General features: G+C 75.1%; 14 protein-coding genes. 5 read left to right on the top strand and 9 right to left on the bottom strand.

Going from position 1 to position 14,543, the window contains the following annotated elements; genetic code table 11:
• Positions 1-2: 2 nt before the first annotated feature.
• Genes ACF07S_RS17260 through ACF07S_RS17250 form a run of 3 tightly spaced genes read right to left on the bottom strand, consistent with a single transcriptional unit; the run spans position 3 to position 1,929 of the window.
• Positions 3-1,037 (bottom strand): glycosyltransferase family 9 protein, encoded by a 1,035-nt coding sequence (locus ACF07S_RS17260; RefSeq protein ID WP_391964934.1) that lies wholly within the window; start codon positions 1,035-1,037, stop codon positions 3-5.
• Complete coding sequence (locus ACF07S_RS17255; protein ID WP_391974506.1) at positions 1,034-1,696, bottom strand: D-glycero-alpha-D-manno-heptose-1,7-bisphosphate 7-phosphatase; 663 nt, start codon at positions 1,694-1,696, stop codon at positions 1,034-1,036. The genes ACF07S_RS17260 and ACF07S_RS17255 overlap by 4 nt, the downstream gene beginning before the upstream one ends.
• A complete protein-coding gene (locus ACF07S_RS17250; protein ID WP_391964932.1) occupies positions 1,693-1,929 on the bottom strand; it encodes a hypothetical protein in 237 nt (78 codons plus the stop codon). The genes ACF07S_RS17255 and ACF07S_RS17250 overlap by 4 nt, the downstream gene beginning before the upstream one ends.
• A gap of 262 nt (positions 1,930-2,191) precedes the next feature.
• Here ACF07S_RS17250 and ACF07S_RS17245 point away from each other — a divergent pair, with 262 nt between their 5' ends.
• Positions 2,192-2,632: an SRPBCC family protein gene (locus tag ACF07S_RS17245; RefSeq protein WP_391964931.1), complete on the top strand. Its 441-nt coding sequence runs from the start codon at positions 2,192-2,194 to the stop codon at positions 2,630-2,632.
• 25 nt (positions 2,633-2,657) lie between these two features.
• Here ACF07S_RS17245 and ACF07S_RS17240 read toward each other — a convergent pair whose 3' ends face one another.
• The 4 genes from ACF07S_RS17240 to ACF07S_RS17225 form a co-directional block, all read right to left on the bottom strand.
• A complete protein-coding gene (locus tag ACF07S_RS17240; RefSeq protein ID WP_391974505.1) occupies positions 2,658-3,812 on the bottom strand; it encodes an XdhC family protein in 1,155 nt (384 codons plus the stop codon).
• A 147-nt stretch (positions 3,813-3,959) separates the two neighbouring features.
• Positions 3,960-6,344, bottom strand: coding sequence for a xanthine dehydrogenase subunit D (gene pucD, locus ACF07S_RS17235; protein ID WP_391974504.1), 2,385 nt, complete (start codon positions 6,342-6,344; stop codon positions 3,960-3,962).
• Between the two features lie 2 nt (positions 6,345-6,346).
• Positions 6,347-6,919, bottom strand: a complete 573-nt coding sequence (locus tag ACF07S_RS17230) for a (2Fe-2S)-binding protein (RefSeq protein ID WP_391964928.1) — start codon at positions 6,917-6,919, stop codon at positions 6,347-6,349.
• A complete protein-coding gene (locus ACF07S_RS17225; RefSeq protein ID WP_391964927.1) occupies positions 6,919-7,809 on the bottom strand; it encodes an FAD binding domain-containing protein in 891 nt (296 codons plus the stop codon). Before ACF07S_RS17225 ends, ACF07S_RS17230 begins: the two co-directional genes overlap by 1 nt.
• A gap of 340 nt (positions 7,810-8,149) precedes the next feature.
• Between ACF07S_RS17225 and ACF07S_RS17220 the strand changes: the two genes are divergently transcribed.
• On the top strand, positions 8,150-9,838 hold the full coding sequence (locus tag ACF07S_RS17220; RefSeq protein WP_391974503.1) for a PucR family transcriptional regulator: 1,689 nt from the start codon (positions 8,150-8,152) through the stop codon (positions 9,836-9,838).
• Between the two features lie 159 nt (positions 9,839-9,997).
• A complete protein-coding gene (locus ACF07S_RS17215; RefSeq protein WP_391965009.1) occupies positions 9,998-10,765 on the top strand; it encodes a hypothetical protein in 768 nt (255 codons plus the stop codon).
• Between the two features lie 48 nt (positions 10,766-10,813).
• On the opposite strand, the gene ACF07S_RS17210 is transcribed toward ACF07S_RS17215, so the two are convergent.
• Positions 10,814-11,653 (bottom strand): GntR family transcriptional regulator, encoded by an 840-nt coding sequence (locus tag ACF07S_RS17210; RefSeq protein WP_391974502.1) that lies wholly within the window; start codon positions 11,651-11,653, stop codon positions 10,814-10,816.
• A 166-nt stretch (positions 11,654-11,819) separates the two neighbouring features.
• Between ACF07S_RS17210 and ACF07S_RS17205 the strand changes: the two genes are divergently transcribed.
• Together ACF07S_RS17205 and ACF07S_RS17200 are read left to right on the top strand one after the other, a co-directional pair.
• Positions 11,820-12,683, top strand: a complete 864-nt coding sequence (locus tag ACF07S_RS17205; protein ID WP_391964924.1) for a (2Fe-2S)-binding protein — start codon at positions 11,820-11,822, stop codon at positions 12,681-12,683.
• A 304-nt stretch (positions 12,684-12,987) separates the two neighbouring features.
• Positions 12,988-14,028 (top strand): DUF2637 domain-containing protein, encoded by a 1,041-nt coding sequence (locus ACF07S_RS17200; protein ID WP_391964923.1) that lies wholly within the window; start codon positions 12,988-12,990, stop codon positions 14,026-14,028.
• Between the two features lie 97 nt (positions 14,029-14,125).
• Here ACF07S_RS17200 and ACF07S_RS17195 read toward each other — a convergent pair whose 3' ends face one another.
• Positions 14,126-14,530, bottom strand: coding sequence for an ATP-binding protein (locus tag ACF07S_RS17195; RefSeq protein ID WP_391964922.1), 405 nt, complete (start codon positions 14,528-14,530; stop codon positions 14,126-14,128).
• Positions 14,531-14,543: the final 13 nt, after the last annotated feature.

The raw sequence follows: 14,543 nt of genomic DNA, 5'->3' as shown, positions 1-14,543 counted from the left end.
GTTCACCTCCCCGCACGGCCGTTCCGGGGCGTCCAGGAAGCCGGACAGCCCGGCGCCTCCACGAGCTTGTCGACGGCGGCGACGACGTCGTGCGCGGTCACCTCGTCCAGGCACGGATGGCCGGGTACCGGACACCGCCGCGCCCTGGTGCCGGCGCACGGCGCGTGCTGGTCGCCGAGCAGCACGTACGGCACCCCGTACGGCCGCCACCGCTCGGCGGGGACGACCGGCGCGAACAGGGAGACCACCGGGGTGCCGACCGCGGCGGCGAGATGCGCGGGGCCGGTGTTGCCGGTCACGACGCAGTCGGCGCCGGCCAGCACCCCGGAGAGTTCGGCGGCGCCGGTGCGGCCACCGAGGTCGAGGGCCCGGCCGCCGGCGACGTACGCGGTCAGGTCCCGTTCCCCCGCGCCGCCGGTGACCACCACCCTGCGCCCGGCGGCGGCGAGTTCGCGCACCGCCTGCGCGCACCTGCCGGGGCTCCAGGCGCGGGCGGGCACGCTGGCGCCCGGGTGGAGGACGACGTAGCGGCCGGGACCGGTCAGCGCCTCGGTCGCCGGGGGCGCCAGGACCCGCAGCCGCCCGTCGCCGGGCCGGGGGAAACCGGCTGCCTCGGCGAGGTCGAGCGCGGCCTCGGCCTCGTGGGCGTGGGGGGCGCGGTGGTGGCGTACGTCGAGGAGGGAGCCGGGATGGTCCTCGCTGTCGGCGGCGATGCGGCGGACCCCGGCCAGGCGCAGCAGCAGGGCGGTGGGCAGCGGGCACTGGTGGTAGGAGGTGAGGATCAGCGCGGTGTCGGCGTCGACGGCGGCGACGAGTGCGTCGACGGCCCCGCGGTCGACCGCGGGCGGCTGGAACCCGGTCCAGGGGGAGTCCCACACGAGCACCTCGTCCACGCCGGGCAGCAGCCGGGCGGCGGGGGCCCCGTGCGGTCCGCACAGCAGGGTGACGGTGTCGGCGCGGGCGGCGACGGCGCGCACGGCCGGTCCGGCGAGCAACACGTCGCCGAAGCTGTCGAGCCGGGTCACGAGTGCCTTCACCCCCGCCTCCCCTGCCCGGCACGCCCCGTGCGGGACGCGGACGGGTCCGTGCCGAGCCGCCGCGCCGGCGTCGTCCGGGCGGGGCCGGAGGTGCCTCCGGGATCACCCGGCGGGGGGATGGCCCCGGGGCGGTCCCACGGTGGGGCGGTCAGCAGCAGCCGTACCGCCGTCGTGAGGTCCGGGGCCCGGTGCGGTGCGGCGGTGATCTCCTCGGGGCGGGTCTGCGGGGTGGGGACGAGGATGCCGTGGGCGCCGGCGCGGCGCGCGGCCTCCATGTCGGCACCGATGTCACCGATGACGACGCAGTCGGCGGGGTGCACGCAGATCCGGCCGGCCGCCCACAGCACCATGCCCGGCCGCGGTTTGCGGCAGCGGCAGCCGTCGTCCGGGCCGTGCGGGCACAGCGCCCACACGTCGAAGGGGCCGAGGAGTTCCTCCACGCGGCGGTTGACGCGGCGCGCGTCCGCCCCGGTGAGCAGTCCGCGCGCGATGCCGGACTGGTTGGTGACGACGCCGGTGCGGACACCGCGTGCGCGCAGTTCGTCGAGTGCCTCGCGGGCGCCCTCGACGGGCCGCACCAGGCCGGGGTCGGCGTTGTAGGGGACGTCGTGGACCAGTGTGCCGTCGCGGTCGAACAGCACCGCCTTCACCGGGCTCACCGGGCCGCCTCCCGCCGGGCGGGGGCGCCGCGGTGGCGCCCGGCCCCGGCCGGCCGGGGCCGGGCCGCGGCGGGCGGGATGACCACGCTGGTGGCCGGCACGGCCGTCACCTCCTCGCGGGTGCGCGGGCCGGGAACGATGCGGGCGCGAGCGGACTCGGCGGCTCCTCCGTCCCCGCGGGACCTGTGGTGCCGCGGGGTGGCGGGTGCCGCGTTCGCAGCTGTCTCAAACACTTGGAGACAGCTCAGCATGATTGATGCCGCTGTGCGACCTTTCCCGGTCCTTCGTCCGTGTCGCCGGGGGCGGCGGCCACCGGCGCGGGCGTCCACCGGCCGCGGGCTCCCCGCGGCGCGGGCGGTCCTCCGCTCCTCGTCCCCGGGGAGGCCGGGCCGGGAGAGGCGTACCGGTGGGTGCGGAGGGCCGGTGACTGGGCCGACCGGGTGAGGCCCACCGGGGACGTGCCGGAGTCCGGCGGGGATTCCCTAGGATCGGTCCGTGGCCACTTTCCTCGTGCAGCGCACGGCACCCCTCCCCGTCGACGAGGCCTGGCGCCGGCTCACCGAGTGGCCCCGGCACGACGACGGGGTCCCCCTCACCCGGATCACCGTGACCACTCCCCCGCCGACCGGCGAGGGCACGAGGATCCTCGCCCGCACGGGCCTCGGTCCGCTCGCCTTCGACGACCCGATGGAAGTGACGCTGTGGCAGCCCCCGGTGGACGGCTCCCCGGGACTGTGCCGCCTGGAGAAACGCGGCCGCGTCGTCCTGGGCTGGGCGGAGATCGAGGTGGGGCCCGGACCGGGTGGCCGGGCGCGGGTGCGGTGGCGGGAGGAGATCCGGCTCCGTTTCCTGCCGGCCGCCATGGACGGCGTGGTGGCGCGGGCCGGCCGCCAGGTGTTCGGACGGGCGGTGAACCGGCTGCTCCGCCGCCCCTGACGGCCCCGCCGGCGGACGGGGCCGCTCAGGCCACCGACCCGATCCGGCCCGTCGGCGCGGTTCCGCCGTCCTCGTGGTGGATGGGGGTGCGGGCGCCCGTCAGGGACACCCCGCTGCCGCCCCGCCGGTTCGCCACGATCTCGGCGGCGATGGACAGGGCGGTCTCCTCCGGCGTACGGGCGCCCAGGTCCAGGCCGATGGGCGACCGCAGCCGTGCCAGTTCCAGGTCGGTCACGCCGACCTCGCGCAGGCGCGCGGCGCGGTCCAGGTGAGTGCGGCGGGAACCCATCGCGCCGACGTAGGCCACCGGCAGGCGCAGGGCCAGCCTCAGCAGCGGTACGTCGAACTTCGCGTCGTGGGTGAGGACGCACAGCACCGTGCGGGCGTCCACGGACGTGCGCTCCAGGTACGTGTGCGGCCACTCGACGACGACCTCGTCCGCCTCCGGGAAGCGTGCCCGGGTGGCGAACACCGGGCGCGCGTCGCACACCGTGACGTGGTGGCCGAGGAACTTGCCGACCCGGACCAGCGCCGACGCGAAGTCGATCGCGCCGAAGACGATCATCCGGGGCGGCGGCACCGAGGACTCGACCAGCAGCGTCAGCGGTGCTCCGCACCGTGAGCCGTGCTCCCCGATCTCCAGGGTGCCCGTGCGGCCCGCGTCCAGCAGGGCGCCGGCCTCCGCCGCCACCGTGCGGTCCAGCTCCGGGTGGGCGCCGAAACCGCCCTCGCGGGAGCCGTCCGGGCGGACCACCAGCGCCCGGCCCGCCAGCGCCGCCGGGCCGCTCACGATCCGCGCCAGGGCCGCCGCCTCGCCGCGCGCGGCGGCGGCGAGCGCGGACGCCAGCACCGGCCGGGCGGGGTCCGCCGCCCGTACCGGCGCCACCAGCACGTCGATGACGCCGCCGCAGGTCAGGCCCACGGCGAAGGCGTCCCCGTCGCCGTACCCGAAGCGCTCCACGGCGGGCGCGCCGTCCCGCAGGGCCTGCGCGCACAGTTCGTAGACGGCGCCTTCCACACAGCCGCCGGAGACGGACCCGATCGCCGTGCCCTCGGCGTCCACCGCGAGCGCGGCGCCGGGCTGCCGGGGCGCGCTGCCGCCGGTCGCCACCACGGTGGCGACCGCGAAGTCACGGCCCTGCTCCACCCACCGGTTCAGCTCTTCGGCGATGTCCAGCATCTCTCCGTCTCCTCGGGATCGCGTGGAAGCCCCACGTGGAGGCGCCGGTCGCCCGGGCCTCGCCCCGGGCGGTCCTGATCTCGGCGTGGGCGGGGACCGGCGCCGGGACGGCCGTGGGGTGGCCGGGCCGCCCGGCGCCGGGGCGGGTCACATGGTCCCGGTGAGGTGTTCCGGGCGTACCGGGGTCCTGTTCAGCTCCAGGCCCGTCGCGGCGCGGATGGCCGCGAGGACCGCCGGGGTCGACGACAGGGTGGGCGCCTCGCCGACGCCGCGCAGCCCGTACGGCGCGTGGTCGTCGGCGAGTTCGAGCACGTCGACGGGGATGGTCGGCGTGTCGAGGATCGTGGGGATGAGGTAGTCCGTGAAGGACGGGTTCCTCACCTTCGCGGTCTTCGGGTCGACGATGATCTCCTCCATGACCGCCATGCCCAGGCCCTGGGTGGTGCCGCCCTGGATCTGGCCGACGACGGACAGCGGGTTGAGCGCCTTGCCGACGTCCTGCGCGCAGGCCAGTTCGATCACCTTCACCAGGCCGAGTTCGGTGTCGACCTCGACGACGGCGCGGTGCGCGGCGAAGGAGTACTGCACGTGGCCGTTGCCCTGGCCGGTGCGCGGGTCGAAGGGTTCGGTCGGCCGGTGCCGCCACTCCTGCTCGACCTCCACGGCCTCGTCGCCGAGGACGTCCACCAGGTCGGCGAGCACCTCGCCGCCGCCGGTGACGACCTTGCCGCCCTCCAGCAGGAGTTCGGCGGTCGCCCACGCCGGGTGGTACGAGCCGAACCTGCGCCGGCCGAGCTCCAGCACCCTCTCGCGGACCAGTTCGCAGGCGTTCCTGATCGCGCCGCCGGTGACGTACGTCTGCCGGGACGCCGAGGTCGAACCGGCCGAGCCCACCCGGGTGTCGGCGGGATGGATCGTCACCCGGGCGACGCCCAGCTCGGTGCGGGCGATCTGGGCGTGGACGGTGACACCGCCCTGGCCGACCTCCGCCATCGCGGTGTGCACGGTGGCGACCGGCTCCCCGCCGACCGCCTCCATGCGGACGCGGGCGGTGGAGTAGTCGTCGAAGCCCTCGGAGAAGCCGACGTTCTTGATGCCGACCGCGTAGCCGACCCCGCGGACGACGCCCTCCCCGTGGGTGGTGTTGGACAGGCCGCCCGGCAGCTGGCGCACGTCGGTGCCCTCGCTGGACTCCCACTGGCGCTCCGGCGGCATCGGCATCGCCTTGACGCGGCGCAGGAGTTCGGCGACCGGTGCCGGGGAGTCGACCCGCTGCCCGGTGGGCATGACCGCGCCCTGTTCCATCGCGTTGAGCTGCCTCAGCTCCACCGGGTCCATGCCGAGCCGCCGCGCCAGCCTGTCCATCTGCGCCTCGTAGGCGAAGCACGCCTGGACCGCGCCGAAGCCGCGCATGGCGCCGCAGGGCGGGTTGTTGGTGTAGAGGGCGATGGCCTCGATGTCGACGTCGTCGACGACGTAGGGGCCGATGCCGAGCGAGGCGGCGTTGCCGACCACGGCCGGGGAGGCGGAGGCGTACGCGCCGCCGTCGAGGACGATGCGGCACTTGACGTGGGTCAGCCTGCCGTCCGCGGTGGCCCCGTGCTCGTAGAACAGCTTGGCCGGGTGGCGGTGGACGTGGCCGAAGAAGGACTCGAACCGGTTGTAGACGATCTTGACGGGTTTGCCGGTGCGCAGCGCCAGCAGGCAGGCGTGGATCTGCATGGACAGGTCCTCGCGCCCGCCGAACGCGCCGCCGACGCCGGCCAGCGTCATCCGTACCCTGTCCTCGGGCAGGCCGAGCACGGGCGCGATCTGGCGCAGGTCGGAGTGGAGCCACTGGGTGGCGACGTAGAGGTGGACGCCGCCGTCCTCCTCGGGCACGGCGAGGCCGGACTCGGGGCCGAGGAAGGCCTGGTCCTGCATGCCGAAGGTGTACTCGCCCTCGACGATCACGTCCGCGCGGCGCCGGGCCGCGCCGACGTCACCGCGCACGATGGGCTGGCGGTGGACGACGTTGGGGTGCGGGACGCGGCCGGCATGGTGGTCGTCGCGGTCCTCGTGGACCAGGATCGCGTCCGGGGCGAGCGCGGAGGCCTCGTCGGTGACGACGGGGAGTTCGCGGTAGTCGACCTTGATCCTGGCGGCGGCGCGACGCGCGGTCTCCGGGTGGTCGGCGGCGACGATCGCGACGGGCTCGCCGTGGTGGCGGACCCTGCCGTGCGCGAGGACCGGGGTGTCCTGGATCTCCAGGCCGTAGTTCCGCACGTCGGTCGGCAGGTCGTCGTAGGTCATCACGGCGTACACGCCCGGCAGTGCGAGGGCCTCGCTCGTGTCGATCGACGCGATCTCGGCGTGGGCGACGGTGGAGCGCAGGATCTGGCCCCAGAGCATGTCCTCGTGCCACAGGTCGGAGGAGTACGCGAACTCGCCGGTGACCTTGAGGGTGCCGTCCGGGCGGAGGGTGGACTCGCCGATGCCGCCCTTGGTCCCCGAGCCCTGGGTGATCCTGGTGGGAACGCCGTTCGTCGCCATGCTCAGACCCCCTCGGACCGGCGGGCGGCCGCCAGGCGGACCGCGTCCATGATCTTCTCGTAGCCGGTGCAGCGGCACAGGTTGCCCGACAGGGCCTCGCGGATGTCCGCGTCGGTCGGGTCGGGGTTGCGCTCCAGCATCTCGTCGGCGGCGACCAGCAGGCCCGGGGTGCAAAAGCCGCACTGCACGGCGCCGGCGTCGATGAACGCCTGCTGGACGGGGGCCAGTTCGGTGCCCCCGCCGGTCTCCGGACCGGTGCCCCCGGGCCGCCACCGCCGGGCCTCGTCCAGCGGGGTGCCGCGGGCCCCGGACCCGCGGGAGCGTTCCCCGGCGAAGTCCGCCAGGCCCTCCACGGTGACGACCTCGCGTCCCTCGGCCTGGCCCGCGGCGACGAGGCAGGAGCACACCGGCACGCCGTCGAGCCGTACGGTGCACGAGCCGCACTCGCCCTGTTCGCAGGCGTTCTTGGAACCGGGCAGGCCGAGCCGCTCGCGCAGCACGTACAGCAGGGACTCGCCCTCCCAGACGTCGTCGGCTTCCTGGGGGCGTCCGTTGACGGTGAGGTTGAGTCGCATCACGCGGCCCCTTCGGTGCTGCGGTGGGCGCCGCGGTACGACTCCCAGGTCCAGGTCAGGGTGCGGCGGGCCATGACGCCGACCGCGTGGCGGCGGTAGCTCGCGGTGCCGCGTACGTCGTCGATCGGGTTGCAGGCGGCGGCGCACAGGTCGGCGAACCGCCTGGCGACCGACGGGGGGATGATCTTCCCGTTGTCCCAGAGGCCGTCCTCCTCCAGCGCCGCGTTCAGGAATTCTTCGGCGGTCTTCGCCCGGACGGGTGTCGGGGCGGCGGAGCCGATGCCGGTGCGGACGGTCCGCGACCCGGGATGCAGGGCCAGCCCGAAGGCGCACACGGCGATGACCATCGCGTTGCGGGTGCCGACCTTGGAGTACTGCTGGGGGCCGTCGGCCCTCCTGATGTGGACGGCGCGGATCAGCTCGTCGGGCGCCAGCGCGTTGCGCTTCACGCCGGTGTAGAAGTCGTCGATCGGGATGCGGCGCGATCCGCGCACCGACTCGGCCTCGACCTCGGCACCGGCGGCGAGCAGCGCCGGGTGGGCGTCGCCGGCCGGGGAGGCGGTGCCGAGGTTGCCGCCGACGCCGCCGCGGTTGCGGATCTGCGGGGAGGCGACCGTGTGGGAGGCGAGGGCGAGCCCGGGCAGCTCGGCGCGCAGGTGCTCCATGATCTTCGAGTACGGGACGGAGGCGCCGAGCCGCACGCTCTCCTCGCCGACCTCCCATGCGTACAGGTCGGCGACGCGGTTCAGGTCCATGAGGTACTCGGGCCGCCGGTGGTCGAAGTTGATCTCGACCATCACGTCGGTGCCGCCCGCGATCGGCACAGCGGTGGGATGCTCCGCCTTCGCGGCGAGCGCCTCCTCCCAGCTGGCGGGGCGAAGGAAGTCCATGACCGGCTCTCTTCTTCGTCTGTGGGGCGTCCGGATCGAGCCGATCCGGATCCGGCGGGCCCGGCTCGTCCTGTGCGGTGCACTCGCGATGGGGTCAGTACACCGCCGGGCGCGGCGCCGGGGTCAGTCACGGAAACCATGAAGGAGTTGGCTGGCCAGCACGGCCATCTTGTAGATTCGTATGAACGGGGGTCGTCTGTCACCTCCCACCTTCCTCCGGAAGCGGAGGACGCGGTCCGGGAAACGGCCGACGCCCCTGCCCGGCCACCCACCGGGCCCTCACCCGACGATCCCCCACGGTCCATCGCAGGTACCGAGACGAGAAACGGCGGCGACGACAATGCGGCTGCGCGCACTGCTGGACACCGACGCGCTGGGTCTGAAGCTGCTCGGCGGCGAGGACGAGCTGGACCGCACGGTGCGCGGGGTGATGACGACCGACCTCAGGGACCCCAGCCGTTATCTCTCGGGCGGGGAACTGGTGCTCACCGGTCTGGCCTGGCGCCGCGGCGCGGCGGACTCCGAGCCGTTCGTACGGATCCTGGTGCAGGCCCGGGTGGCCGCGCTCGCGGCCGGTGAGGCGGAGCTGGGCGATGTGCCGGAGGACCTGGTCGTGGCCTGCGCGCGGCACCGGCTGCCGTTGTTCGCGGTGCACGAGTCGGTCGCCTTCGCGACCGTCACCGAGCACGTCGTGCGGCAGGTGTCCGGGGAGCGCGCCGGCGATCTCGCGGCCGTGGTGGACCGGCACCGGCGGATGATGACCTCGGGTCCGGCCGGCGGCGGCCCCGACGTGGTGCTCGACCTGCTCGGCTCCGACCTGGACCTGCGGGCCTGGGTGCTGTCGCCGGCCGGCCGGCCGATCGCGGGCCCGGGGGCCGACGGGTCGCGGGGAGCGGGTCCCGTGCTGCCCGCCGACGTGTGCGCGCGGCTCGCCGCGGAGCAGCTGGCGGCCGCCCGCACCGGCCGGCGCGGACCGCACCGGGTCACGCTGGGCCAGACGACGTACAGCCTCTTCCCGGTGCACGGCGGCGGGCGCACCGCGCCGGCGGCACGGGACGTGCGCGAGACGGTGCTGTCGGACTGGCTGCTGGCGGTCGAGGCGGACGCCGGGGACTGGGCCGAGGAGCGGCTGGACCTGCTGCACGGCGTCACCCAGCTGATCGCCGTGGAACGGGACCGCCGGGACGCGGCGCGCACGGTCCGGCGCCGGCTCGCGCAGGAGGTGCTGGAGCTGGTGCAGACCGGCGCCGCGCCCGCCGAGATCGCGGCACGGCTGCGGGTGGCCGCTCCGGTGCTGCTGCCCGGGCTCGGGACCGCGCCGCACTGGCAGGTGGTGGTGGCCCGGGTCGACTGGGACGGCGGGGAGGTCGAGGGCGGGCCGGTGGCCCAGGCACTGCTGGAGGAGATCCTGGTCGACCCGGCGTCCACCGGGCCCGAGCACTTCGACCGCATCGCGGTCGCGCACACCGGGGACGAGGCGGTCGCGCTGGTGCCGCTGCCCGCCGTGACCGGCGAGCACGACGGCTCCGGCACGGGCGTCCTCGCCGACGCGCTGCTGGAATCCGTGCGCGGCCCGCTGACGGCCGGCCTGCGCGACGACGGCCGGCTCACCCTCGGTGTCTCCGCCGCCGTGCACTCGGCGGAGGGGCTGCGCGGGGCGCTGGAGGAGGCACGGCACGCCCGGCGCGTGGCCGCGGCCCGCACGGGCCGGGTCTGCGCGGCCGGCCACCAGGAGCTGGCGTCGCACGTCCTGCTGCTTCCCTTCGTCCCCGACGACGTACGACGCGCCTTCACCGCCCGCCTCCTGGACCCCCTGCGGGACTACGACCGCCGCCATCGCGCCGAGCTGATCCCCACCTTGGAGGCGTTCCTCGACTGCGACGGCTCCTGGACCCGCTGCGCGGCCCGCCTCCACCTGCACGTCAACACGCTGCGCTACCGCGTCGGGCGCATCGAGCAGTTGACGGGCCGTGACCTGTCCCGCCTGGAGGACAAGCTGGACTTCTTCCTGGCCCTGCGCATGAGCTGAGCCGCCGCGGGCCGTTCCGCGGGTCCGGGCCCCCGGCCCACGACTTTGTGAAATCCTTCACCCGCCCTCTTGGCCGGGCCCCGTGGTTCGTGCTGAGATGCGGCCACCACTCAACAGCTCGATGGCGTGCTCGGGGAGGGCAACGTGGCGCATACCGCCATGTCCGGTGACGGAACGACCGCCGATGACGATGCCCTCCGGACCGCGGTGTGGCGGCTGCGCTCCCGCGCCTGCTGGGCCGACGCCGCCGCCCTGCTCACGGCCGGCACCCCCGGCGCGGCCCTGCAGCGGGCGTCGCTGCTGGTGGAGCGGTGCCTGTACACCGAGGCCGGCTGGGAGGAGGCCGAGGACGCGCTGCGTACGGCCGAGGCGCTGGCGCACAGCGACGAGGAGCGGGGCGCCGCCGCTTGTGAACGCGGTTACCTGGCCTACGCCGCCACCCTGTTCGCCGTGCGTGACCGGGCCGACGAGGCGCGGGCCGCGTTCGGCCGGGCGGCCGCGCTGATCGCCCCGGGGGCGGCGGGGCGGGCGCTGCTGGACTTCCGGCGCGGGCTGATCGCCGAGAACCTCACCCGGTCCCCGCAGGCGGCGCGAGCCGCCTACCGCCGCGCCCACGCGGGCGCCACCGCGCACGCCGACCCGCTGCTGCTCTCCGGGACCTGGCGCCACCTGGCGGGACTCGCCCTGCGCGAGGGAGAGTTGGCCGAGGCACGGCACGGCTTCGCCGAATCCCTGCGGATCCGTGAGGAGTTGGGCTATCTCGTCGGCACGGCTCCGGCCCTGGTCTCGCTCGCCGAGACGGAGACCGAGCCCGAGGCGTCCCGGCTGCGCGAGGAGGCCCGCCGGCTGTTCCGGCTCCTGGGCGGCGTCCCCACCTGGCTGGCCCGCCAGCTGGCGCCGCCGGCCCCGGGGACGGCGACGGCTTAGCCACGGCAACCGGGGGCGTCGTAGCGGCGGCGCGGCGGCGGCCCTCGTTCAGGCCGCCCCGGTGAAGTGCTCCCCGACCAGCGCGCGCACCACGTCGAGGTCGCCCGCGACCAACGCGTCCAGCAGGGCCGTGTGCTCGTGGGCGTCGGCGACCAGTTCCGCCCGGCCCCGGGCGCCGGGGACGCTGCCGACCAGGGGCCACTGGGCGCGGCGGTGGAGGTCCTCGGCGATCCGGACCAGCTCCTCGTTGCCGGCGAGGCGCAGCACGGCGCCGTGGAAGGCGCGGTCGGACTCGGCGTACGCGGCCCGGCAGCCGGAGGAGGCGGCGCGGACCGTGGCCTCGGCGAGCGGGCGCAGTTCGGCCCAGCGCTCGGGGGGCACGGTCCGGGCCAGCCGCAGCATCACCGGGACCTCGATCAGGGCCCGCACCTCGGCCAGCTCGGCCAGTTCCCGCGCGCCCCGCTCGACGACCCGGAAGCCCCTGTTCGGCACGACCTCGACCGCGCCCTCCAGGGCGAGCTGCTGCATGGCCTCCCGCACGGGCGTGGCGGAGACGCCGAACCGCTCGGCCAGCACGGGAGCGGAGTACACCTCGCCGGGGCGCAGGTCGCCGGTCACCAGCGCGGTGCGCAGCGCGGTGAGGATCTGCCCGCGTACGGAGGAGCGCCGGACGACGGGCCGGGGCCGGGAAGGGGCCGGTTCGCCGTGCGTGTGCTCGCCGCGCACGGCTCCGCCCCCGGTGTCGCCGGGCCGGCCGCGCCACCGGTCCCGTACCTCTTCGCAGGCCCGGGCCGCGTCCTGCGCGGCCGGCTGGGCGGGCACCCGGAAACGGTCCCGGCCGGTCGCCGCGCCCCCCGTTGCGGCGGAGCCCTGCGTGTCCTGCTTCACGAGGTCCTCCTGGGACGTGTCGGCACTTGGGGCCATTACGGCGGGTTGTCACCTGTCCGTCAAGCACCATAAGCGCATCGGACGCCAGTTCACATCTCACCGATCTTGGGTAAGGTGAGCCTTACCTTTTATCGACCGGCTCCTCGAGACGTGAAGGGGTGCTCCCATGCCCGTGCCCGGTTCGGCTGTCGCGGACGCGTACGCCCGCCTGGCGGAGGCCTTCCCCGCGCTGGCCGTCACCGAGCTCGCCGCCGGCGAGGAGACGCCCCGGGGCGGGGGCTGGGTGGCCGCGGCGGAGCTCGCCGAGGGCGGGACCGCCCTGGAGGCGTTCCTGGCCTGGGACGACACGCAGGTGCGGCGGGACTACGGACAGCAGGCCCGCCCCGACGTGATCGCCGGCTTCGGACTGCACCGCTACGCCTGGCCCGCCTGCCTGCTGATCACCGTGCCGTGGTTCCTGCACCGCCGCGTGCCGCGCTACCCCGTGACGCACGTCTCGTTCGACCGCGCCGCCCCCGGCCTGGCCGTGGGCCGCATGGCCGTACGGCCGGACGGCTTCGCCTGCCTGCCCGGCGACCCCGCCGCCGCGCTGCCCGGCGCCCGGGTGGTGCCCGACGAGGAGGCGCTGCGGGCGGAGGTGCGCGCGGCGGTGGCCCAGCACCTCGAGCCCGTCCTGGGCGGGTTCGGCCCGCTGATGCGCCGGCGCGGCCGGGCGCTGTGGGCCACGGCGACCGACGAGATCGTCGAGAGCCTGTGGTACGTCTCCCAGCTGCTCGGCGAGGAGGAGCGCGGGCTCGCCGAGCTGGAGCTGCTGCTGCCGGGCGCGACCAAGCCGTACGTGGGCGCGGCCACCTTCCGCCGGCCGGCCGGGCCGTCCGGCGGGGAACCGGCGCGCGCCACCCGGGACCGGGTCAGCTGCTGCATGTTCTACACCCTGCGCCCGGACGACTACTGCGCCACCTGCCCGCGCGCCTGCGCCACCGGCCGGACGGCCGAACGGGCCACCGCCCTGACCGCGCAGGCCGGCTGACGGCACGCCGGACACCGGCACCTCCTTTCGCACCGTAAGATCATCCGGTGAGTACACCGCAGAGGTAACAGGTACTTCACAATTTCCTCACCTCTCGCGGGAACTTTCCGTCGAACCACCCGTACGAGTAGTCTTATTCGAACCCAACTCCCGCCCCTCACTCGGCCGTTCGAGCAGAACGCCGCCCTGGGACACCCCCTCGCACTCCCTTGGCGGGCTCTTGCCCCGAAACCCCCTGAGGGCTGCTGGGATTGGGCCACTATGGCGGGCGTTACGCCCTATCCCAATGCAAGGGACCCCTTAGATGAGACTGACCGACATATCGCTGAACTGGCTGCTTCCGGGCGCCGTGCTGCTCCTGGGCATGCTGGCGGCGGTGGCGGTGCTGGCGCGCGGCAAGCGCTCCTCGGTCAAGGACACGAGCGCGGACGACTCGTGGGAGCGCAGCGAAGAGCGCCGCCGGCGCAAGGAGGCCCTGTACGGCACGGTCTCCTACATCCTGCTGTTCTGCTGTGCGGCGGTGGCCGCCGCGCTCTCCTTCCACGGACTGGTCGGCTTCGGCGAACAGAACCTCGGCCTGTCCGGCGGCTGGCAGTACCTCGTCCCCTTCGGCCTGGACGGCGCCGCGATGTTCTGCTCGGTCCTCGCCGTGCGCGAGGCCAGCCACGGTGACGCGGCCCTCGGCTCGCGCATACTCGTGTGGACGTTCGCCTTCGCCGCGGCCTGGTTCAACTGGGTGCACGCGCCCCGGGGCATCGGACACGACGGCGCCCCCCACTTCTTCGCGGGCATGTCCCTGTCGGCCGCAGTGCTGTTCGACCGGGCGCTGAAGCAGACCCGCCGGGCCGCCCTGCGCGAACAGGGCCTGGTGCCGCGTCCGCTTCCGCAGATCCGTATCGTCCGCTGGCTGCGCGCCCCCCGGGAGACCTACGGGGCCTGGTCGCTGATGCTGCTGGAGGGCGTGCGCAGCCTCGAGGAGGCGGTCGAGGAAGTACGCGAGGACAAGATCCGCAAGAACGAGGCGAAGCAGCGCCGGCGGGACCAGCAGCGCGTGGAGCGGGCCCGGGCGAAGGCGATCAGCCGGGGCCACCGCGGTTTCGTGGGCCGCGGCGGACGCGAGCTGGAGGCGCCGACGGTGGAGCGCGCCTCCGACGTGGTCTCCGCGGAGCCTGCCATACCGGCGCAGGAGGCCCTGCCCGTGCACCCGCGCCACTCCCTGCAGCCGGTGCGCACCGGCGCTGACCCGATGACCGTCGACCTCACCGCGGAGGACGACACCCAGGCCCTGCCGCGCCTGGACTCCCTGGAGCGCAAGCTCAAGGACCTGGAGCAGCAGTTCGGCTGACCTCGCGACGGGCGGATCACGGCGTACCACGGGACGGGGTGCGGTCCATTCGGGCCGCGCCCCGTCCCGTTCGCGTTCCCGGCCGGCCGCGCGCGCTTCAGGCCGCGGCTCCCCCGCCGAGTTCGAACCAGACGGACTTGCCCACCCCGTGCCTCCTGACCCCCCACCCGTCGGCCAGGGACTCGACCAGCACCAGGCCCCTTCCGTGGGTGCCGTCGTCGGAGCACGGCAGGCGCGGCCGGGGCTCGCGGGCCACGAAGTCCCGCACCTCCACCCGCAGTCCCCGTGGTCCGACGACGGCCGTCAGCACCGCCTCGTGGTCGGTGTGGACGATCGCGTTGGTGACGAGCTCGCTGGTGAGCAGTTCCGCCACCTCGGACCGTTCCGGGGTGGCCCAGTGCCTGAGCAGTTCCCGCAGTGCCCGGCGGGACTCGGGCACCGCCCGCAGATCCGCCCGCCCCAGTGTGCGCCTCAGCTGAGCCGCCGACACCTCACTCTTCATGGCCCCCGCCCGC

Source organism: Streptomyces sp. NPDC016640 (genome assembly GCF_043076215.1).
In the GTDB taxonomy this organism is placed as follows: Bacteria; Actinomycetota; Actinomycetes; order Streptomycetales; family Streptomycetaceae; genus Streptomyces.
Note: the sequence above shows the minus strand (reverse complement) of the source record. Positions and strands in the feature narration are given on the sequence as shown.